The 19817-nt window shown below is 36.5% G+C and carries 19 protein-coding genes; 8 read left to right on the top strand and 11 right to left on the bottom strand.

Going from position 1 to position 19817, the window contains the following annotated elements:
- Positions 1 to 27: 27 nt before the first annotated feature.
- Positions 28 to 474 carry a helix-turn-helix domain-containing protein gene (locus tag ACP6PL_RS00095; protein WP_426541272.1) on the bottom strand — a complete coding sequence of 149 codons (447 nt, stop codon included), beginning with the start codon at positions 472 to 474 and terminating at the stop codon, positions 28 to 30.
- 888 nt (positions 475 to 1362) lie between these two features.
- Here ACP6PL_RS00095 and ACP6PL_RS00090 point away from each other — a divergent pair.
- A complete protein-coding gene (locus ACP6PL_RS00090; RefSeq protein ID WP_426541270.1) occupies positions 1363 to 2382 on the top strand; it encodes a tetratricopeptide repeat protein in 1020 nt (339 codons plus the stop codon).
- Between the two features lie 89 nt (positions 2383 to 2471).
- Here the strand turns inward: ACP6PL_RS00090 and ACP6PL_RS00085 are convergent, their stop codons facing one another.
- Positions 2472 to 3377, bottom strand: coding sequence for a phosphodiester glycosidase family protein (locus ACP6PL_RS00085; RefSeq protein WP_426541268.1), 906 nt, complete (start codon positions 3375 to 3377; stop codon positions 2472 to 2474).
- 269 nt (positions 3378 to 3646) lie between these two features.
- Complete coding sequence (locus ACP6PL_RS00080) at positions 3647 to 4258, bottom strand: hypothetical protein (RefSeq protein WP_426541267.1); 612 nt, start codon at positions 4256 to 4258, stop codon at positions 3647 to 3649.
- Between the two features lie 604 nt (positions 4259 to 4862).
- Here ACP6PL_RS00080 and ACP6PL_RS00075 point away from each other — a divergent pair.
- Together ACP6PL_RS00075 and ACP6PL_RS00070 are read left to right on the top strand one after the other, a co-directional pair.
- On the top strand, positions 4863 to 5246 hold the full coding sequence (locus ACP6PL_RS00075) for a PH domain-containing protein (protein WP_426541265.1): 384 nt from the start codon (positions 4863 to 4865) through the stop codon (positions 5244 to 5246).
- A gap of 338 nt (positions 5247 to 5584) precedes the next feature.
- On the top strand, positions 5585 to 6214 hold the full coding sequence (locus tag ACP6PL_RS00070; protein ID WP_426541263.1) for a CatB-related O-acetyltransferase: 630 nt from the start codon (positions 5585 to 5587) through the stop codon (positions 6212 to 6214).
- 89 nt (positions 6215 to 6303) lie between these two features.
- On the opposite strand, the gene ACP6PL_RS00065 is transcribed toward ACP6PL_RS00070, so the two are convergent.
- The 4 genes from ACP6PL_RS00065 to acs form a co-directional block, all read right to left on the bottom strand.
- Positions 6304 to 8898 carry a DEAD/DEAH box helicase family protein gene (locus ACP6PL_RS00065; protein ID WP_426541261.1) on the bottom strand — a complete coding sequence of 865 codons (2595 nt, stop codon included), beginning with the start codon at positions 8896 to 8898 and terminating at the stop codon, positions 6304 to 6306.
- Between the two features lie 68 nt (positions 8899 to 8966).
- Positions 8967 to 10283: a YcjF family protein gene (locus ACP6PL_RS00060; RefSeq protein WP_426541474.1), complete on the bottom strand. Its 1317-nt coding sequence runs from the start codon at positions 10281 to 10283 to the stop codon at positions 8967 to 8969.
- 312 nt (positions 10284 to 10595) lie between these two features.
- The gene (locus tag ACP6PL_RS00055) at positions 10596 to 11243 is read right to left on the bottom strand and encodes a DUF6940 family protein (RefSeq protein WP_426541259.1); all 648 of its coding nucleotides are present in this window, start codon (positions 11241 to 11243) and stop codon (positions 10596 to 10598) included.
- A 154-nt stretch (positions 11244 to 11397) separates the two neighbouring features.
- Positions 11398 to 13365 (bottom strand): acetate--CoA ligase, encoded by a 1968-nt coding sequence (gene acs / locus ACP6PL_RS00050; protein WP_426541257.1) that lies wholly within the window; start codon positions 13363 to 13365, stop codon positions 11398 to 11400.
- 303 nt (positions 13366 to 13668) lie between these two features.
- Here acs and ACP6PL_RS00045 point away from each other — a divergent pair, with 303 nt between their 5' ends.
- Both ACP6PL_RS00045 and ACP6PL_RS00040 read left to right on the top strand, forming a co-directional pair.
- The gene (locus ACP6PL_RS00045; protein ID WP_426541255.1) at positions 13669 to 14364 is read left to right on the top strand and encodes a hypothetical protein; all 696 of its coding nucleotides are present in this window, start codon (positions 13669 to 13671) and stop codon (positions 14362 to 14364) included.
- Positions 14365 to 14539: 175 nt separating this feature from the next.
- On the top strand, positions 14540 to 14791 hold the full coding sequence (locus ACP6PL_RS00040) for a hypothetical protein (RefSeq protein WP_426541253.1): 252 nt from the start codon (positions 14540 to 14542) through the stop codon (positions 14789 to 14791).
- Between the two features lie 384 nt (positions 14792 to 15175).
- On the opposite strand, the gene ACP6PL_RS00035 is transcribed toward ACP6PL_RS00040, so the two are convergent.
- The 3 genes from ACP6PL_RS00035 to ACP6PL_RS00025 form a co-directional block, all read right to left on the bottom strand.
- Positions 15176 to 15880, bottom strand: coding sequence for a Coq4 family protein (locus ACP6PL_RS00035; RefSeq protein ID WP_426541251.1), 705 nt, complete (start codon positions 15878 to 15880; stop codon positions 15176 to 15178).
- A gap of 110 nt (positions 15881 to 15990) precedes the next feature.
- Entirely contained in the window at positions 15991 to 16584 is a 594-nt protein-coding gene (locus ACP6PL_RS00030) for a TetR/AcrR family transcriptional regulator (RefSeq protein ID WP_426541249.1), read from the bottom strand.
- A 38-nt stretch (positions 16585 to 16622) separates the two neighbouring features.
- Positions 16623 to 16925, bottom strand: coding sequence for a hypothetical protein (locus tag ACP6PL_RS00025; protein WP_426541247.1), 303 nt, complete (start codon positions 16923 to 16925; stop codon positions 16623 to 16625).
- 269 nt (positions 16926 to 17194) lie between these two features.
- Here ACP6PL_RS00025 and ACP6PL_RS00020 point away from each other — a divergent pair, with 269 nt between their 5' ends.
- From ACP6PL_RS00020 to ACP6PL_RS00010, 3 genes are all read left to right on the top strand, one after another.
- Positions 17195 to 17857 (top strand): vWA domain-containing protein, encoded by a 663-nt coding sequence (locus ACP6PL_RS00020; protein WP_426541245.1) that lies wholly within the window; start codon positions 17195 to 17197, stop codon positions 17855 to 17857.
- Positions 17858 to 18359: 502 nt separating this feature from the next.
- Complete coding sequence (locus tag ACP6PL_RS00015) at positions 18360 to 19124, top strand: PP2C family serine/threonine-protein phosphatase (protein WP_426541243.1); 765 nt, start codon at positions 18360 to 18362, stop codon at positions 19122 to 19124.
- Between the two features lie 59 nt (positions 19125 to 19183).
- Positions 19184 to 19414, top strand: coding sequence for a hypothetical protein (locus ACP6PL_RS00010; RefSeq protein ID WP_426541241.1), 231 nt, complete (start codon positions 19184 to 19186; stop codon positions 19412 to 19414).
- Positions 19415 to 19577: 163 nt separating this feature from the next.
- Here the strand turns inward: ACP6PL_RS00010 and ACP6PL_RS00005 are convergent.
- Positions 19578 to 19817, bottom strand: a 240-nt coding sequence (locus ACP6PL_RS00005) for a hypothetical protein (protein WP_426541240.1), incomplete at its 5' end; no start/stop codon positions are given.

Raw genomic sequence — 19817 nt, 5'->3', positions numbered from 1 at the left:
CTAGGTTCGGATAACTAAGTATTAATATTATTTTTGATTATTTTTGATTAATTTACTCTTTAACTGATATCTAACAGTAGCGTAAACCGCTTTATAAGAAGCATTAATATTATATTCCTCTTGCAACCATTTTTGAATTTCTCCATAACTCTGAAAACCGTTATCGGGGTCATTTAATCGTTTTTCCAATCTATCTCGCGCTTCTGCTGGAATTGCTGGTTTACGCCCCCCATTTTGTTTAACCTGCAATAATCCTGATAGACCATCTTTACGATATTGCCTCAACCACCGTTGCACCGTAATCCGATTTACCCCTAGAGTAACTGCCAATTCTGTGACAGTTCCCACTTGACCAATTTTAAATAGATACAATGCTTGAATCTTCTGAAAACCACTGGCGGTTTTTTGATGATTTAACAATTTTTTTAGTTCTGGAACTGTTTCTGTGATTTCTATTTTACATACCCCGGCCATATTTATTTTCCTTGATATCTATACTACTTTTCTGATATAAAAATCTTTTATATAATATCTGTAGCATACAAAAAAAGTAAATAGTCACTATAATATTTTTAACAAAGACAGGACTTATGAAAGAGAACCCATAAACCCAGTTTTTTCCTACCAAACAGGTTTTTTTACGTAACTCCTGTAGATGTGAATAAACTTCACTATGTAGTAAAATTTTATTTTTATGCAGATAAAGTCCTTGAAATTGCTTCCTTTCACTCCGTTCCAATCCCTTCGGACATAGTGACATTTAATTATACCAATTTCATTAACTTAGGCTACACTACTTATCTTAATACTAAAATGTGAAATAATTTCCTGAAATTACTGTAGAATCAAAGTTTTGAGTCTATAAAATCTTAGTGAATACCTTTTAACTTCCGTGAAATGGTATTACCGAAAAATTAAGGTTTAAAGCCTCTCCTTTCAAGGAGAAAAAAACAAAAAAATTCCTTTTGAAGTAGGATTCAGCTATCAGTACTTCAGCAGTCAGGATTTTCAAGGTGTAGAATGGGGGGATACTCAAGAGAAGTCGCTCCGCGTCTACAAACCCCCAAAAACCACGCATCACTGATTTTTTCGCTCCTTTGTGGGGGACCGTTACCCTTGATTTTTTAGCGCTCCAGCTAAATGCTGTTTGCGTAGCATTTCGCAGGAAAAGCTAATAGCTAGTTAACCAATCCTCTTCTTTTTTAGAAGAGGTAATTATTAATTGTTAATTATTAATTATTGAAATCTGGCTACTTAAAGTGTATATTGACTTATGACGTCATTCAATAATTTTTTTTATTCAGGTAAACTATCTACAGCCATAAGCGATAAAAAATATTGATCAAATTGAGAGGAGTAAGCATGGGTAAGAGAAACCCCATTACATTTATTATAATTATCTTGGCTTTAGGTTACAGCGGTTCAATTGTTTGGTTAAATAATGTACAAAAAAAATCCATAACTATAGCTCAAGGAAAAATAGCTAGTTTAGGAAATATTAATCAAGATGTAGATATTAATAAACTTAGGGCAGCACGAAATCAATTACCCAAAGCAATAGCCATTTTAGAACAAGCGATTCAATTACCTGGTATACCCTTACAACCTGTATCCAAAGAAATAGTTAAACTAAATTATCAACTGGCTGCAATAGAGAGAAAACTATATTTAGAAGAATATGGATTCATATATTTAAAATTAGCAAAAGAGTCTGCAATGGCAGCAGCTTTATTAGTACAAAACCCACCCCATCCTATTAATACTTGGTATGAAGCAAAAGAAAAATGGCAATATGCAATTAATTTATTAGAAAAAATTCCTCAAGAGAGCGATTCATATTTAGAAGCTAGAGAAAAGTTAAAACTTTATCAAGAAAATTATCAAGTAATAACTATAAGATTTAATCGGGCAAAACAAGGAATTGAAATTAATAACCAGGCTAAACAAAAGATAGAAAAAGGAAATTATTGGGGTGCAATTAAAGATTTAAATAAAGCTATAAATCTTAATCCTGGTCAGAGTGAAACCTACTTAAGCAGGGGAGTTGCTTATTCTCAAGTGGGAATGAGAAGAGAAGCGATCGCCAATTTTAATAAAGCTATCAAAATGAATCCTGAAAATTCTAAAGCTTATTATTACCGAGGTGATGAATATCTACAATTAGGAGAAAAGCAAAACGCATTGCAAGACTTAAATAAATCTATCAAAATTGATGCTAATAATCCTAAATCTTACTTTAATAGAGGAGTAGTTTATTACTTAATAGGAAATCAAAATGAAGCAATGAAAAATTTTCAGCAAGCTGCTTTTCTTTTTGGATTAGATGGAGATTCAGAAGGTAAAAAAATTGCAGTAGATATGTTACAAAAATTTCAAGAATAATGTGGTGTGGGCATCTTGCTCGCCACTTAATTTTTTACTGTTGCCTGCACGTTTGCCTCATCAATCGGCAAAAAAGCACTATAATTTGCTCAAGGTAGAATAGAAAATCCTAAATGATTAGCAATTGAACGTTGACGCATAGGTATAAGAGTATGAACTGGTGAATTTAATAATTTACCTTGAGAATCAGGTCTTACTACTAAAGTTGTTGAACCTCCACCATCTAAATTTAATGCTTTATGTACACCCAAATTAATCATAAATTCCTGTAGTTCTGCCATAGTAACACCATCACTATAAAAAGGCTGTTTACCATCAACTAAAACTAACCATAATTTATCGCCTTTTTGATTAATTCCTACTGCTGTCCGTGGATAAGGTCTCTGATTAAAAGGTGAATTTCCTGGCACAGAAATTGCCTTACCATTAGCAATTAAAATTAAATTACCAGCAATAGCTTGAGTAGTTTGAGCCGGACAAATAGAATTATCTGATATTTGAGCATAGTTATTGACATTAAAACATAAAGTTGGCCAATTTCTATCAACTATAGAGTAATCATTACCATTAGATATTGCTCGTCCGACTACGTTGACTAAATCTCCACTTTTAGGGTAAAAATTCCAAGGTGTCTTTTCATAAAATGGGTAGAAAAAATTTGCATTTATTGCTAGCTGTAAATCAAATTCATTGACAAACTCGGAAGTAGTCCGGGCGGAAATTTTCATATCTGGAGCAGTAGAAATTCTTGGCGTTACTAATACTTTAAATCCTCGTGTAGTTAGGTCAATACTAACAACATGAATCATAATCGGACGGGGTTGAAAAAAAGCAATCCGTTCATATAAAACCCCAGGAAATAGTAATAAATTTGTATTGGTTCTAGGAGGGCGAATAAAAGATAATATAGTGAAAATTGTCAGTATTAAAATTAAGAAAAAAACAATGCCGATAGTTAAGAACGATCGCCATCTAAAAATTATAGTTCGAGACATTAGATAAAATCCTCATTTTTTAATTACAGCAGTTTCGGAGTTAGTGAGGTAAAAATTTTTATAACTTTAGTAAATAGGGAATGATGTTTAATATTATCTTTTCTCCTATTCCTTACCCAATTATTAATTATTAATAATTAAATAATTCTGGTTTAAAGTTTCCCCTTTTAAGGGGAAAAAAAGAAATAATATTTCCTTATCTTCAATCAAGAACGGTTTTAACCAGAGGTAATTATCAATTATCAATTAATGAATCCCTACTCCATATCTCAACAAATAGGTTGTTTTCCAGGTTTAACAGCATGAATATACTCACTGCCAGAATTAGGCCAACCTCTGCGATAAGCTGCTAACTCTGGCTTTCCCCATCCCAACTGCAAAAGCATCTCCAAAAAATTTGATTTTTCCCACTTCAACATATTTGCCCATTCTGTATGTTGGGCGATCGCCTCTATCTCCTGTATTTCTATTGGGCGAAATTCTCGACCATGACTTACACTTAAATATAAATCCATCCCCATAGTCACTTGATTCCAGAAATTTAACACAGAAGCTTTTGCTGCCTGCAAAATTTCTAAATCATCCGACAAGGCAATTAACTGTTCATGCACTACGGGAAAACTAATAGTTTTCTCATTAACTGTCACTTGTCGCCACACAATACCAGAAACCAAATATTCCCTTTGATAACGATGAATAGCAGCTTTAAAATCTTGATAGGCAGTAAACTTTTGAAACGCCTCTGGTTTGAGAAATTGGTCAACCACTGGGTTGCCAGTACGCGGAGTTGCAGCCAAATTAAGACGTTGGCCTTGTATACAAGCTTGGCTTTCTTCAGCTAAGATATTTATTAGCTCGTTAGTGCTGTAGACCTGTGACATAAGGACATACTATAGTCAGAGTTACATAAAATGTCTTTATTCTGACATATTTTTGGCTCAAGTAAAGGTATCCATACCGTTTCACGGAAGTCAAAAGTCAAAAGTCAAAAGCGAGTGTGTAATTCTGAGGTCTCCTACGGGGCGTATAAAGTGCGGAAGTAATTCCGCACACAGCCCCTCCAGAATATAAGACACACTCAAGACAGTCAAAATTAAGATTTGAACGGCTCAAAACTTTGAATATATATTAATTTCAGGAAATTATTTCACATTTAAAATTTGAAACTATTTGTGACATATTTAAAATGAATTGGTATCAAAAAATCTTTTTTCAAAATTATTGCAGCTAAAATAGTAGCGCGTCTAGCTTTATGGGTATGGTTCAACAATTATTAATTAATAATTAATTATTAATTATTAATTATTAGTAATTACCTCTTCTTATAAAGAAGAGGATTGCCTAAGATGACCATTCTATAAAACTATTAAAATCATTCAGCATTTATGCAAACCCTAAAATAGAATATGAAGATAACAACAATATTCTGCTAATGATTTTATATTTAAGGTTATTAAATCTTGATAATATTAAAAGGAGTAAAATATGGGTTTAATTAGTGGTCTGCTCGGCAATGCTTCAGAACTTAATGTTGACTCTAAAAAATTAGATAAGTTATTCAATGAGATTTTAGTAGATGGAGAACAAATTGAAAAAGCTTACCAGATTATCCGCGATATGTTTGTGTTTACGAATAAGCGTTTAATTTTAGTAGATAAACAAGGAGTGACTGGGCATAAAATTGAGTTTCTCTCTATTCCTTACTCAAAAATTACTAAATTTTCTAAAGAAAGTGCAGGGCATTTCGATCTAGATGCAGAATTAAAAATTTGGGTGGGTAGTGAATCAGAACCAATTAGCCATGAGTTTAATCGTTCGGTGAATATTAATGAAGTATATGCTGTACTGAGTAAATATGTTTTGAAGTAAATTATCAGTTTAGTTATAAGCATTTAGCAGTCAGCTATCAGCTATTAGCTATTAATTCATTGCCTTTAGAGCAGGAATTAGCATTGAGAGATTTAACAGTAATTAAAATTCTTGGAAAAAAAACTAACCTTGACCTTCGCAGTGTATATTCATTTTGTTTTATAAAACAGCTAAAAGCCGAATACTTACATTTAATTAAATAATTTGGTTTGGTCAAGAGTAGATTCATTTGTGAACTACTCTTTTCTTTATTTTTATTATCCTAATTTTTAATAGTGTTCCATCATAGGAGGTTTAAATCTCTCTGTGAATCAATCTTTTTCCTTCATTTAAACATTATGAATAACGGTCCTGACCCTAATCTTAAATATCCAATGCCTAATCAAACTCGATTAGTTTATTTAAAAAATATTATTAACAATCCCAACATTATTGTGGGAGATTATACTTACTACGATGATTTTGAGAATCCAGAGAATTTTGAGCGGAATGTTCTCTATCATTTTGATTTTATTGGAGATAAATTAATTATTGGTAAATTTTGCTCTATTGCCTCAGATGTAAAATTTATTATGAATGGTGGAAATCATCGGACTGATTGGTTTACAAATTACCCATTTCCTGTGTTTGAAAATGGTTGGGAAAAAGCCATGCCCGACTCTTGGCCAGACAAAGGTAATACTGTCATTGGTAATGATGTTTGGATTGGTTATGGAGCGACAATTATGCCTGGTATTCAAGTAGGAGATGGAGCAATTATTGCGACAAAATCTGTGGTAACAAAGAATGTAGAACCATATAGTATTTTTGGTGGAAATCCTGCCAAAGAAATTAGGAAAAGATTTGAGGAAGAGATTATTAAAGAGTTGTTGGAAATTAAATGGTGGGATTGGGAAATTGAAAAAATAACTCGAAATTTACAGGCTATTTGTGGTTTGGATATTAATGCTTTGCGAGAAGCTGTTTGAGTTTGATTTTGTAGATATGTAGATAAATAAAGTGTTTTTTTGTGGGGATAAAGAATCCCCATTAATCACCAAATAGTCATTGAATAAAATCACCTTGAGGAAGGCATATCTTTTAACTTTTTATTCAGAAGTAGCTCTTTGATGTTTTTCATAAAAATAGACTTTTCAGTGTAAACTTTAAGCGCTTCTAATTGAAGAGCTTCTTCACTACTACCAGATGCAGACATCCGTATTCGCTCAAGAGCAATTGCAGCATCATTAAAAAGACTAATAATATCATTATGAGAGATGTATGCCAGGTCTTTAACATGATGAACAGCTAGATTATGTACATTAGTACGGGGAGAAATAATAACAGTAGAGCAAGGCATAAAATCAGGAATTAACTTATCACTTCTTACTCTTTCTTCATGTGTGAGAGCCTGACGAACTGTTTTAAGTGATATGCTATCTTCTGCATTTTCATCAGTTTTTGCCTCAAATACAAAAGCATACCAAGAACCAAATATCCAGAGTCCATCAGGCGCACCATCATCTGGCCATTTATGAGTTGTTGCTCCTAACATTTTCCCTAGTAAATCTAAACCATTTTCAAATGGTTTAGCTTTCTGGCTTTCAATTTTTATTTGAACTTCACATATTTTTTTCGCATAATTACCACCCCTAATTCCCCATTCCTGAAGTAATTTGTGAATCACTAGAAACCAATCTTGAGTTGGTAAATTTTCAGGAATACTACTTTCATCTACTCCAGAAAGTTGAGAGCGCAGTTTACCAAGCCAAGTAATATTTGAAGAAGTTAATGAAGCTTTTTCAAGATATGAAATAGCTGTTGATTTAAAAATATCATTTTTAGAGTGTTTCCAATGTAGGAAAGCAGTTGTAGCAGTTTGATGATGCCAAAATGCCCGATATGGTCGAAGATCCTCTCCTCCTTCCAATGCTTCTAAGATTTTGGTCGCAAAATCTAAAGCCTTTTCATATTCTCCCTTCCATGAGGCATACATATAATCAATCTCATAAGGCATTGCTTTAGCAAGAGCTTTGGCTGTAGAGTCTGAATTTTTTGAACATGAATCACGACGTTTACGAATTTCTTGCTCTGCGTCTTGCCATCCGGGGGTCTGTGTCAAAAATTCTTCAGCAAGTTCTACAAAATCTTCCGCATTACGGTCTGTTGAATTATCTAAACCAAATGAAATTTCAGCCTGTAATTCTGGATGCATACCTTTCGTGACTTTACTCGTGCAGCATCGATCTGTCAATTTCTCCCCGAGAACTACAACTACAGAATAATCACTTTCATCACGAGTACACCGACCCATTGCTTGTGTAATTCTTGTACGAATACGATTGTTTAGTTGAGAAGAGGCTCCAAGACCTGTCCTCAGATAAAGTTCTTGTAAGCCAGAAGCGGATGGCTCACTATTCAATATCATCAACCGACAATCATCACCTGGTAAATCAATACCATCATAACGATTAGCCAAGAGAAGTGCAGAGGAATGTGGACATTTTGTAAATGAGTCCAGATTTTGCTCTATGTCCCCAGATTTAACAACAGTATGAGATTGCGATATTTTATCTTCCCACTCCTGAAGAGTTGGGTCGTTAGGAACAAGTATCAGAGCGCGGTCAACCTTTTTTAGCATTTGAACTGCTACTTCTTCCGGATTTTCATTAGTTGATAACCCAGGAAACAAAATCAACCGTCTGCCAGTGCTTCTCTTGTGCCATTCTTCAGGTATTGGCAACCTAGCTATTTTCTTGATACCAAAGACTCTTTCAATATCTCCATCTTCTCCAAGCGTTGCTGACATATATACACGCTGTTTTGCATTTGAAAATGGTTTATGGGTTTTAGTTGGTGGAATCAGAGGACGAATTTCAATAGTTTTTGGAGAAATATAAATCGAACAAGCTTCAAAATGAGATGAAAGAATGCTCCATGAATACTCAAGATCATCATCCTTAGCTACAATTTCTCCAATTCTCTGGCTAAGGTAAGTATAGTAGTCAAAAGAAGCAATAGTAGAAATCATATCCACATAATATTCATCGGAGTGATTATTGCCTCCTGTTTTAATTCTATGCTTCATAGAATCTGGTATAGCTGGCTCAAGTATTGAATATATTGATCTATATAATGATATGTGCTTTTCCTTACTTATGGATAACGTCCATAAATCAGTAATGTAGTTATCTGCAGAATGAGCATCATCACAAATAATTACTTCAGGATCATTAATACGAGGATTTATGTTAAATAGTCCACTATATGTAGTTATTGCAATTGCTTTACTTTGCCGATATTCATAAAACATCCCTCGATCATACTTTTTCTGAGGACCAACTAGCAAAGAAGTTTTTATCCCATAAAGTTGAGCTTTTTGATTGATTTGAGAACAAAGTTGTTTAGTAGGACAGAGAAAAACTATTCTTTCTTTAAATGCTCGACGACGGTACTCAGCAATTAAAAGACCAACTAAAGTTTTGCCTGTACCTGTAGGTAATTCAATTGCTAGATCTTTACTGTGAATGTGATTTTGATGATAATCCTCTAATATTTTACCTTGATGCTGCCATAGGTACTTTACAGAAGGATCTCGGTTAAGATCCCGAAACATAAGTACAATTGATTCAGGTATAGGGTCTTCTGATACGGAGGTACGGAATTTACTCATTCAATTTTCTCAAGTTAATTATTTGTAAGCTTTATATAGTTTAACAAAAAATTTACAGATACCTGTCTTCAATTTTTCATCCCTTTAAACCTTTCCTTCGCTGACTCAAACGCCTCCTGCATCACTCCCTGAATTTTCTCTGGATCTGGCTTTTTCCCTCCCATCAAATCTCCAAAATAAACACAAGCACTTTCACCCAACGCCCAAGTATAAGTTGCTGCCCAAGAAGCGGCGATCGCGCTCCCGAAGCCAGGCACAAATTTAATCAACTCCCGCCCCACAGCTTGAGCGACAAAACCACCACCAATAGCACTAACAACTCCACCTGCTTGAGAAGGAGAAATTGTTTGCCCATATAAATTTCCCAATAAACCTACCATCGACACTTGCAACGCAGTTAACACTGGCATTGTCGCAAAAGGTAGAGGTACTGCTGCCACGGTAGCTGCCATAATAGTAAATGATAAAATGTAACGCCTCCCCACATCTCGGTAAATATTCCCTAGTTGTTTGCTTGCTTGTTCGTCTAATAATTGATGAATAGTTCGCGCTTCTGCTTCTGGAAGTAATTCAGCTAAACTATCTCTAAATGCTTCTAAACCATAAAATACCGGGTTATAACCATCCTCTTCCCGGGTAAAGTCGAGCAAAACAGAACTATTATACAACTTGCCAAAATCTTCCTCAATAGCAGCAAAAGGGCGGGTAACTTCCTCAAATTCTGGAGGATATTCGGGATGATCGTCAGTGGGGTTAGGATAAACCTCGTGCAGACAAGTCACTGCTAACAAACAAGGAATATTTGGATATTCCTGTCGCAACTGTTGCGCTACTTGTCGTAAGGTATCGGTGGCAAAATCATTAATTTTTACAGTCAAAATTAAGATTCTAGCGCGGTTACTCTCCTGCTGCAACTCTCCCAAAAGTTCCTCAATAATAACGGGAGTTTCCTGTTTCACATCCCCCAAACCCACAGTATCCGTAAAAATCAACAACGGCAGATCATCAGAAGGATAAGCATAACGTTCCGTATGTTGAGTATGGGGGCGAAAACCTTGACCGATTATTTCTGGTGAAACTCCTGTTAAACCTCGCACAATAGAACTTTTACCTGTTTGCGGTTTACCGATTAATATTGCTTCAGTAGTAGGAAGTTCGGCGCGTACTTTTGCCAATATTTCTGCAATTTGAGCTTCATCTACAGTAAACCATTGCATTATTGTTTCTGCTGCCCGATCTACAGGGAAAAGCTTCATCAAGCGGTTGTTAGTATCATGCCAAATTCCACTAATACGATTTTGCCAAGAGTCTGTTTTTACATCTTCAGTTGGTTGATCGGACTGTTTAGAATTAGGTGCTTGGGAAATGTCATCTTGTTCAGTCATTGTCATTTCAGTAATTATATCAAATCTGCTTGCTTCGGAGTGTAATAATACCAATTTGAAAAAAGAATGTTATATATAATCCGGTTGAAAAAATTGTCATTGCGACAATAGGAAGCAATCTCAATAATTTAGGAGATTGTTTCCTTCCACTCCGTTCCAGTCGCAATGACTTGGGTATAGTAATTATCGTGATTTGATATTACGAATAATAAGTGTGATTTAGCAATCCTACATAAGTGAAAATTTTTATAATAGTTAATTTTAACGGAAAACTCTGAAAATTCTGACTCCTGACTCATCAGCTATTTAATATTAGTAATCCTTGTACAATTTGTATCCGTAGTATTTAGGTCGAGAATCTAATCTAACATGAAGCCAAGCTACTCCCCCACCCGCCGTACTAACCCAAAGTGGGTTATCTGAAATCTGTTGTTGCACAGTTTCTCCCACAATTCGCCACAATGCCTGTTTCTGATCGTCAAGCCCATTGCGAATGAAGGCTGCTAAATGGGAATAAGCTGAAAACGGAGTTCCTACTGGGGAAACATTTGAATCTATTGGAGATGGAACTACAAGTTTTGCATCTCTGCCTAAATTTTCAAATACAACAATTCCATTGTTTACATCATCAGTTGTGAAATAATCCCCAAATGTCATTTTGTCTGGGTTTCTTGCCAACCCTGGAGAATTGAGCAGCACAAATTCAAATTGACGCTTGACAGTATCTTTTGTAATGGGTGGTGTCTCCCAGCGATATGCTGAAAAGGGCGACTCAGATAAAAGTGAGATGAAGAAGGAGCAGAAATTTGAGTTAGATTGCCATAAGTTTAAAACCTCACTATAGGTTATCGGTTTACCATTGTCATTTAATGTGTATTTATGAATACGACCTTCGTTTAGAATTTCATGGGTAGCATCAAACATTAGAGTAGGGAGTAGGGAGTAAGGAGTAGGGTGCATTAGGCGCTTGCTACAGACTACGGTTAACTGTCAAACATTACATTGCGCCTTAATGCACCGAAAGGTTTGGGATAGGCGGTGCGTTACATTTGATTAACGCACCCTACTGGACTGTCAAACTTCTGACTTCTGACTTCTAACTTATAACTTCCAATCAAGCTCCACCGCGTAACTTATCCAACACACTCCGGTCTTGCAAAGTCGAAGTATCCCCAGCAATTTCCTGACCTGCTGCCAGAGAACGCAACAACCGTCGCATAATCTTACCAGAGCGAGTCTTCGGTAAATCCTCAGTAAACCGAATCTCACCAGGACGAGCGATCGCTCCTATCTCCTGTACAACGTGCTGCTTCAACTCTTTCTCCAAAGCTGCATCAGGTTCCCGTTCGCCTTCCAAAGTCACAAAAGCTACAATATCTTCACCCTTAACCTCATCAGGTTTACCAACAACCGCAGCCTCCGCTACAGCAGGGTGAGACACCAATGCCGACTCTACTTCCATAGTACCCAGACGATGACCAGACACATTCATGACATCATCAACACGCCCCATTACCCAAAAATAACCATCCTCGTCTTTATGAGCACCATCACCAGCAAAGTAAAGATACTCACCATTCTTCGGACTCAGATACTCCCAATAAGTACGACGGAAGCGATCGTCATCACCATACACAGTCCGCATCATGGAAGGCCAAGGATGCTTAATCACTAAATAACCACCACTGCTACCATCTACTGGTTCCCCTTCCTGATTAACAATATCAGCAATAATGCCGGGGAAAGGCAAAGTCGCCGAACCAGGTTTAGTAGAAGTAGCACCCGGTAGGGGAGTAATCATAAATCCACCAGTTTCAGTTTGCCACCAAGTATCAACTATTGGGCACTGCTCCCCACCAATAACCCGATGATACCACATCCAAGCTTCTGGGTTAATAGGTTCTCCTACTGTTCCCAACAAACGTAGAGAAGTTAAATTTCTAGAATTAGGGTGTTGTTCTCCCATTTTCATTAATGCCCGGATAGCAGTAGGAGCAGTGTAGAAGATAGTAACGCCATATTTTTCCACTACATCCCACAAACAACCAGGATTAGACGCTCTAGGTGCACCTTCATACATGAGGCTAGTGGCACCGTTGGATAGAGGGCCGTAGACAATATAACTGTGACCTGTAATCCAACCTACATCAGCAGTACACCAATATACATCAGTGTCTTGCAGGTCAAATGCCCATTTATTCGTAACGTGAGTATAAAGATTATAACCGCCTGTGGTGTGTACGACTCCTTTGGGTTTGCCTGTTGTGCCACTTGTGTAGAGAATAAATAGCATATCCTCACTATCCATTGGTTCCGCCGGACATTCCCCAGAAGCACCTTTTTGGATTTCATGCCACCAATGATCGCGCCCAGACTCCATGTGAATTTCTTGGGCAGTACGTTTAACGACTAAAACATTTTCAACGGTGGGGGCACCTGCTGTTAGTGCTTTGTCTACTTGTTCTTTGAGAGGAACAATGGCATCTTTACGCCAACCTCCATCGGCAGTGACAACTAATTTAGCCTCAGCATCGACGAGGCGGTTTTTTAAGGCATCAGCACTGAATCCACCAAATACAACTGTGTGTGGTGCGCCAATTCTCGCACAAGCTAACATGGCGATCGCTGCTTCAGGAATCATTGGCATATATATACCGACGCGATCGCCTTTCTTTACTCCCAATTGTTTAAATACATTTGCCATTTGGCAAACTTCCCGATGCAGTTGGGCGTAGGTGAGGGTGCGAGAGTCTCCGGGTTCTCCTTCCCATATTAGGGCTGCTTTATTCCGTCGCCAAGTTGTTAGATGACGGTCTAGACAGTTATAGGAAATGTTAATTTTGCCATTAACAAACCATTTCGCAAAAGGTGGTTGCCAGTCGAGAACTTTGTCCCATTTTTGGAACCAGTCTAATTCTGTTTCGGCTAGTTCTGCCCAAAATCCTTCTGGGTCATTTCTAGCTTTTTCGTAGAGTTGTTTGTATTCCTCTATGCTTTTAATATGGGCTGCTTGGGAAAATTTTTCCGGTGGTTGGAAAAGACGTTTTTCTTCTAGGATTGATTCGATAGTTGATTCTGACATTTGTTTTTTGTATTTATAGTTACTGCTAATAATTATTGTGAACCTAGAATGAACATAAGAATCTTTATTTTTTTTAAGCTAGCTTTAAGATTTCTTAGGCTAATTTTGCCCTGCTCATATACCATTTAAAGTGAAATTAGTCAATAGATGAGAATCTATTATTCTTGCTCCTGAGCAATATTTTGATTAGTTATAATTTCCTAGTAATTAATCCCTAATACTGACGATCAAACGCTACAATATAAGATATGATATAAAACGTTTTTAAAGATTCATAAGATGGGTCTTATGCTAGGAGGGTGATTGCAAGCAAGAGAAATCGAGCCTAAGCTAAAACAACTTAGCCGTCTTGCCTGGTCAACCGAACCTGCGTTAGCCCAGAGGTTAGATGAAGTCAGGCGCTGGATTAAGGATATTAGACCAGGCTTACTGACGCAGAAAGGTGTCTTAGTAGGATTTTTGTTAGAATTAATTAAGGATGGAGAATTTTGGTTAAAATTACAATCTCTAACAGATGAAGAAAGACAATTATTTTTGCAGCACCTTCCATCTCCAATTATATACTGGTATGAAAATCTTTTTCCAAAATGGTTTAATGAAAATGATCATAAATTTTATATATGGAAACAAAAGTTAAGATCGGGAGAATTTAATCAAGAAGATGCTGAACTAATAGAATCTGTTGCTCGTCAGATTAAAAGTCGTGATGGCTGTGTTGTACATCGTTATATTGCAGATTTGTCTATGGCAACAGATGTCATTGTGAGTAGTAGCACAGGTAATCCTCTGTGTGTTCAACTTACTACTATGTCCGGTGAACTTTGTAACGATAAGTATCAAGAATGGAAAGATACATTAAAGCAATGGCAAATTAGACGGGGTATTTTTGTTAGTTATAATCCCGGTCAGGATAGTTCTGTTATTAAATTAGTAAATCTTGTTCTGCATAATAGCAAACATTTAAAGGAGGCTAAATACATTAAATTTTGTTTTAGATAGGAATTTGATGAATTTCTATTGAATTTAGGACTTATGCACTTCAAACAAGAAACCGGGTTCTTGACCCTAATTCTTTGAATATATACAAACTTTTATCAAGAAATCTGGTTTCTGCTTAAGTCCTTAAATCTTGATTTGTGAATCAAACTATAAATTTTAACAGTAGGCAGTATAGATGGTAACAACTAGCACAACTCTATCAGATAAAGAACGTTTAGAAAAAGTTTGGCAAGCTTTCCAAGCCGCCCAACAGTTACAAGAAGACCGACTAGCTTGGGGTATTAATCATGTCAACTTATATGTCGAAAATGTTGATGGAGATTGGCTGGAAAACTGGGGTGAAGAGGAGGAAGAGGAATTAGCTGAAAAGTTAGCGATCAGAAAGGAGTCAGAATTCAGGAGTCAGGAGTCAGGAGTAAATAATTAAATATTTATACTTAGGCGTTGGTGAATGATTGTATGGTTTTTAGTAGTCAGTAGTCAGTAGTTAAAAGAGCTTTTTTCCTTATTATCAATCTTACTTCGATACGAATTTCATACCTTATTTCACCAATACCATAAATATTTATACTTACAGCAGATTCCAAGTATATGAGGTACAAATATTAATGTTTGCTAACGCAAAGCTTTCCTACGGAATGCTTCGCAAACGCTAATAAACCTCTGTAGTGCGCGCATCTTGCCCACTATCAGTGTACCTGAAATGTAGCGCAGGCAAGATGCCTGCTAGTAGTGTACCTGATAGGATTTACGCAAAGAAACCCGGTTTCAACGAACGGGCAAGATGCCAATTCTACTTTCACCCTTGGTGTTACACAGCCACAGACTGGATATTTAACTCAGTTTGCCACTCAATTAAAGGCTTTTCCCAATTTTCTTCCCATTTTTGAGCAAATAATGGTTTGGCTTTGCTGCCCATTTCCCAACCTTTGGCGATCGCCTTAAGTAACTCAGGCAACTCTTCTGGTGTTAGTAGGGTTACCCCAATTAAACTATTAGCAATTAGCATTGTTGCTAGTGGATCGGGATATTGAGCCAGATAAAATGCTTGTAAACCAATTTCACCTAGATCAGAAGTATCAAAGCCTGTGATTATATGCCATATATCGTGGGTTTGACCAAGACGTGCGTTAAGATAACTGACATCGGAATTAATACTAACAGGAGTATATAAATCTTCTGCACTAAAACCTTTGGCTTTCATTGTTGAGGCATAAATATGTCCGAGAGATTCTTCGGAATATTGCAACAATTTATCTAAATCATGAGGTTTGGCTATGTATCGTTCCCTAATCATTGCCACAGCAGCAGGGTTATTTTCCAAATGTTTTACCACTAACTCAGAAGCAGGCATTGGAGTTAAAGCTGTTATCATTTCTTTAATAGGTTTTAGAGTTTCATCTCCAGCAAGCATGGCAAAAAAAGGCTTGGCAACTTTCAACAATTGCCAATAATTTGGCTGTGGAGTTGCTGTTTTAGGGGAAGGGTTGAAAGATAAGAAGTTTGTGAGTTTCATCGGGTAAATCTCCAAGATATTTAGTAAACTAATTTAATTCGAGCGTTCGTTATAAAAAAAAGTAAAAAAAAACTTTTTTCCAGATTGGAAAGCCTATCCTCTGTTGTCTGTTACGAATTTAGAGCAGATTTTTCAGGATATTTCTCAAAATAAGTTATGAGCATTTCCATCAATAACGCCACCTGTTCGGCAAATATGGTTGAGTCATTTTTCCCCAGTTGGTCAACCAAAATACCATCAATTGATACCGAAATAAATCGCGCTAATCTAAAATCGCTAATTCCTAAAAGTTCTGCGATTGCCTCCCTAGACTGTCGCTCAATCCTTTGAAATATTCGGTTATTCAAAATAGTTTCTACCTGACTATGTTGATAAAAATCTAGCCAAATTGCTGTATGCTTCACGAGAATTTCCCTATTTTCTAGCAAGAGTTGACCCAATATTTCTATACGTTTGAGTAAAGTCTTTCGAGCAGCCATCGCACTATTTAGTACCAACACCTCCTGATGTCCCAACTCCTCCACCAGTTGCTCAAACAGAGATTCCTTACTAGGGAAATAGTGGTATAAAGCACCTGTGGAAATTCCTAAAGCTTTGGCTATCTGACGAATCGTGACATTTGCAAATCCTTTCTCGGCAAATAAGTCAAGGGATTGGTACAAAAGTTCTTTGCGGTATTGGTCAGCATCAACAACTTTAGGCATCTTTTTTTATATCGAACGCTTGTTATAAATATAGCAAACTAACTATAGGGATTGTCAAGGGGTAGGTTCAAGAATTCAGAATTGAGAATCCAGAATTGAGAAATGACTTCTGATAGATGATGCCGAACATCATAGTCAAGATTAATATCAGTACCAATAAAAATTTCATCTGGGTCAATATCAACAGGTTTAAAGGTGGAACGTAATAGTTGAGATTGGTAAAGATGATATTCGTCAGGCGAACCTAATTCCTCCGGGTCTTTACTAGGTAAGTCATATATTGTAGGCAAAATTAGTCGTGGAGACAAAGGTGGGTCTGATTGTGGAATAAGAGGATTCATTGTTTAAGTCAAAAGTCAAAATTTAAAAGTCAAAACTAAGTAATTTTACTTATAGCAGACATAATTTAAGTTAAAAGTAATTTTAAAGATGGCTGATCTACTCTAACTGTCTCACTTTGGTGTTAGTGTGCGGATATTTATCAATACTAAAACTCATTCAGGGATAACTTCTGACTTCAGCTATACTCTAATATTGTGGAACTAAAGTCTCAGAATCAGAGACAAAAAAACGAAGATAAGAAACTAATATAAGGCCAAAAAAAACTAACATGAGACTTGACGAAGCAGTAGAATTTGCAGAAAATCCCGAACCTCGTTGCCCCTGTGTGCTATTGTTGGACACCTCCGCATCAATGACAGGCACACCTATTCAAGCTTTAAATGATGGGTTGGAAACTTTTAGAGATAATTTAATTACTGATGACTTAGCCAAAAAACGAGTAGAGGTTGCCATTATTTCTTTTGACAATCAAGTGAAAATTGTCCAAGAATTTATCACTGCAGACCAATTTGAGAACCCAGTATTAACTGCCCAAGGACAAACTTATATGGGTACTGCCATTCACAAAGCTCTAGATATGATTGCTGCTCGGAAGTCAGAATATCGGAATAATGGTATAACTTATTATAGACCTTGGGTATTTTTGATTACTGATGGGGAACCTCAAGGAGAATCAGAAAGAATAGTGAAGGAAGCAGGCGATCGCATCAAACAAGAGGAGGATAGCAAGCACGTTGCCTTTTTTGCGGTGGGTGTGGAAGGAGCAAATATGGATAAGTTGGGGGAAATAGTTATGAGAACTCCCCTAAAACTGAGAGGACTTGATTTTCGGGAAATGTTTATCTGGTTATCTGCTAGTATGCAGCAAGTTTCTCATTCTAAAGTTGATGAACAAGTAGCACTACCTCCTCCTGGATGGGGAGCAGTTTAGTGATGGAAGGAAGAAGGAAGAGTTCATTAATGGATAATGGATAATTGATAATGGATAATTACGTCTGGTTAAAACCGTTACGGAATTGAATACAAGGAAATATCCTAGCACTTTTTTCCCCTTGAAAGGGGAGGCTAATGGCTAATACAGCTGAATTATTTAATTAATAATTATTAATTATTTGGAAGGAGAAAGAAAATAAAAAGCTTTTTTATTTGACTTTTCTCTTGTAGTTGAAGTCAGAAGTCAGAAGCTATAGCAAATTTCAAGTATATGAAGTACAGATATTAACAATTAAAGTGTTTGTAGTGCGGGCATCTTGCCCGCTATGGGTTTACTTCCACAAGGTAAAATCTGCTGTAAATTATTGGTGTGACTAAATTTGAGAGGGGTGAGAATATCTTAATAGTAATGGCGACTGCTATATATATATTCATCCTTGTAATTCAACAATGCCGATAATTACTACAGTGAAGAATAAAAGTTTAGTAAAAATTAGGTTATGTCAATAGAAGCACAAAGTCAGTGGCGAGTGGTGTCGGTATCGGTTGCAGGTACAAGTCACGAGAAACGAGGGCAAGCGTGTCAGGATGCACATAATTGGCAGATTTTGCCAGAGGGAATTTTAGTTGCTGCTGTTGCTGATGGTGCAGGTTCGGCAAATTTGGGAGATGTTGGTGCTAAAATAGCTGTCGGTATTGCAGTCAAAACTATTTCGGAACAAAAGTTGCTGCCGAAAGATAATATTGGTTGGCAGTTTTTGTTGGTTGATGCTTTGAGGGCAGCAAAAAATTCTGTTTTGGCTGAGTCTGAGGTGAGGGAGGTTGAGGCGCGGGAGTTAGCTGCAACTTTGATTTTGGTTGTGGCAACACCAGAATTAGCTATTGCTGCTCAAGTGGGAGATGGTGCAGCGGTAGTGGGAGATGGAGAGGATAATATTTTTCCAGTGACAGCACCCCAGACTGGAGAACATATTAATGAGACAACTTTTTTGATTTCTGAGCAAGGTGTGGAAACTGCTCAGGTGAAGGTATGGTTGGGAAAACCTGTTCATTTGGCAATTTTTTCCGATGGGTTGCAAATGTTAGCTTTGAAAATGCCAATCGGGTTGCCTCATAGTCCGTTTTTTGCGCCGTTGTTTAAATTTATGACGGTGGTTACTGATGAGGAAGAGGCAACTAAGCAGTTAGAGGAATTCTTGCGATCGCCAAAGGTAACGGGGAGAACTGATGATGATTTGACTTTGTTATTGGCAAGATATGGATGAATTTAGAATTTAGAATTTAGAATTGGGAATTAGGAACTTAGAATAGATAGGAGAAAATTGTGCGGAATTTTAAGAAGAAAATAGTTACTGATGAAACCATGCGCCCTGTAGCAGTTTTAATTTACTATGAAGACTGGCAAGAAATTGAAAAGTTGTTAGCTATTGCTCAGTTAAAAACAGAAGAACAAAAAGTGGATTTAGCTAAGTATGCAGGCACTATAAAACTTAGTATAGATCCTTTGGAATATCAGCAACAAATTAGGGATGAATGTTCAATAATTGATAATTGATAATGGATAATTGATAATTAGACAAAGTTTTCATGCTTCACTATCCATTACATTACTAATTGTTAATTAAGACGAACTATAGCACTTAGATATCAAGTTTTGTGTCAAACAGTGAAAATAGGTTTGAGACATCTCAGTTGAAAGGTTTCAAACCTCAAACAAATTATTGACCACGAACTAAACCACTAAAACCTGCTACCCAGAGAGATGTTAATATCCAACCAAAGATTATGTGAAACCATAAATACCATCTTAAACGGGGACCAGATACTTCAGCTATTTTTACTTTAAATAAGATTAATGGAATTTTTCCACTTTTTTTAGGATTTGGCAGCCAATATGTTTGTTGATGTAATATCATGTTCGGATGATCACTTATAATAAAACCAGAATCATTACAGTA

It is taken from the genome of Dapis purpurea BLCC-M126 (assembly GCF_050015975.1).
Taxonomy (GTDB): Bacteria; Cyanobacteriota; Cyanobacteriia; order Cyanobacteriales; family Microcoleaceae; genus Trichodesmium.
This window is presented reverse-complemented; position numbering and strand designations above follow the sequence as displayed.

What these genes read in the sequence shown, in the direction of transcription:
- ACP6PL_RS00040 (WP_426541253.1), top strand. Translation starts at nt 14,540, where the DNA reads ATGGTAACAACTAGCACAACTCTATCAGATAAAGAACGTTTAGAAAAA.
- ACP6PL_RS00030 (WP_426541249.1), bottom strand. Translation starts at nt 16,584, where the DNA reads ATGCCTAAAGTTGTTGATGCTGACCAATACCGCAAAGAACTTTTGTAC.
- ACP6PL_RS00075 (WP_426541265.1), top strand. Translation starts at nt 4,863, where the DNA reads ATGGGTTTAATTAGTGGTCTGCTCGGCAATGCTTCAGAACTTAATGTT.
- ACP6PL_RS00025 (WP_426541247.1), bottom strand. Translation starts at nt 16,925, where the DNA reads ATGAATCCTCTTATTCCACAATCAGACCCACCTTTGTCTCCACGACTA.
- ACP6PL_RS00080 (WP_426541267.1), bottom strand. Translation starts at nt 4,258, where the DNA reads ATGTCACAGGTCTACAGCACTAACGAGCTAATAAATATCTTAGCTGAA.
- ACP6PL_RS00035 (WP_426541251.1), bottom strand. Translation starts at nt 15,880, where the DNA reads ATGAAACTCACAAACTTCTTATCTTTCAACCCTTCCCCTAAAACAGCA.
- ACP6PL_RS00070 (WP_426541263.1), top strand. Translation starts at nt 5,585, where the DNA reads ATGAATAACGGTCCTGACCCTAATCTTAAATATCCAATGCCTAATCAA.
- ACP6PL_RS00020 (WP_426541245.1), top strand. Translation starts at nt 17,195, where the DNA reads ATGAGACTTGACGAAGCAGTAGAATTTGCAGAAAATCCCGAACCTCGT.
- ACP6PL_RS00090 (WP_426541270.1), top strand. Translation starts at nt 1,363, where the DNA reads ATGGGTAAGAGAAACCCCATTACATTTATTATAATTATCTTGGCTTTA.
- acs (WP_426541257.1), bottom strand. Translation starts at nt 13,365, where the DNA reads ATGTCAGAATCAACTATCGAATCAATCCTAGAAGAAAAACGTCTTTTC.
- ACP6PL_RS00065 (WP_426541261.1), bottom strand. Translation starts at nt 8,898, where the DNA reads ATGAGTAAATTCCGTACCTCCGTATCAGAAGACCCTATACCTGAATCA.
- ACP6PL_RS00060 (WP_426541474.1), bottom strand. Translation starts at nt 10,283, where the DNA reads ATGACTGAACAAGATGACATTTCCCAAGCACCTAATTCTAAACAGTCC.
- ACP6PL_RS00055 (WP_426541259.1), bottom strand. Translation starts at nt 11,243, where the DNA reads ATGCACCCTACTCCTTACTCCCTACTCCCTACTCTAATGTTTGATGCT.
- ACP6PL_RS00085 (WP_426541268.1), bottom strand. Translation starts at nt 3,377, where the DNA reads ATGTCTCGAACTATAATTTTTAGATGGCGATCGTTCTTAACTATCGGC.
- ACP6PL_RS00015 (WP_426541243.1), top strand. Translation starts at nt 18,360, where the DNA reads ATGTCAATAGAAGCACAAAGTCAGTGGCGAGTGGTGTCGGTATCGGTT.
- ACP6PL_RS00095 (WP_426541272.1), bottom strand. Translation starts at nt 474, where the DNA reads ATGGCCGGGGTATGTAAAATAGAAATCACAGAAACAGTTCCAGAACTA.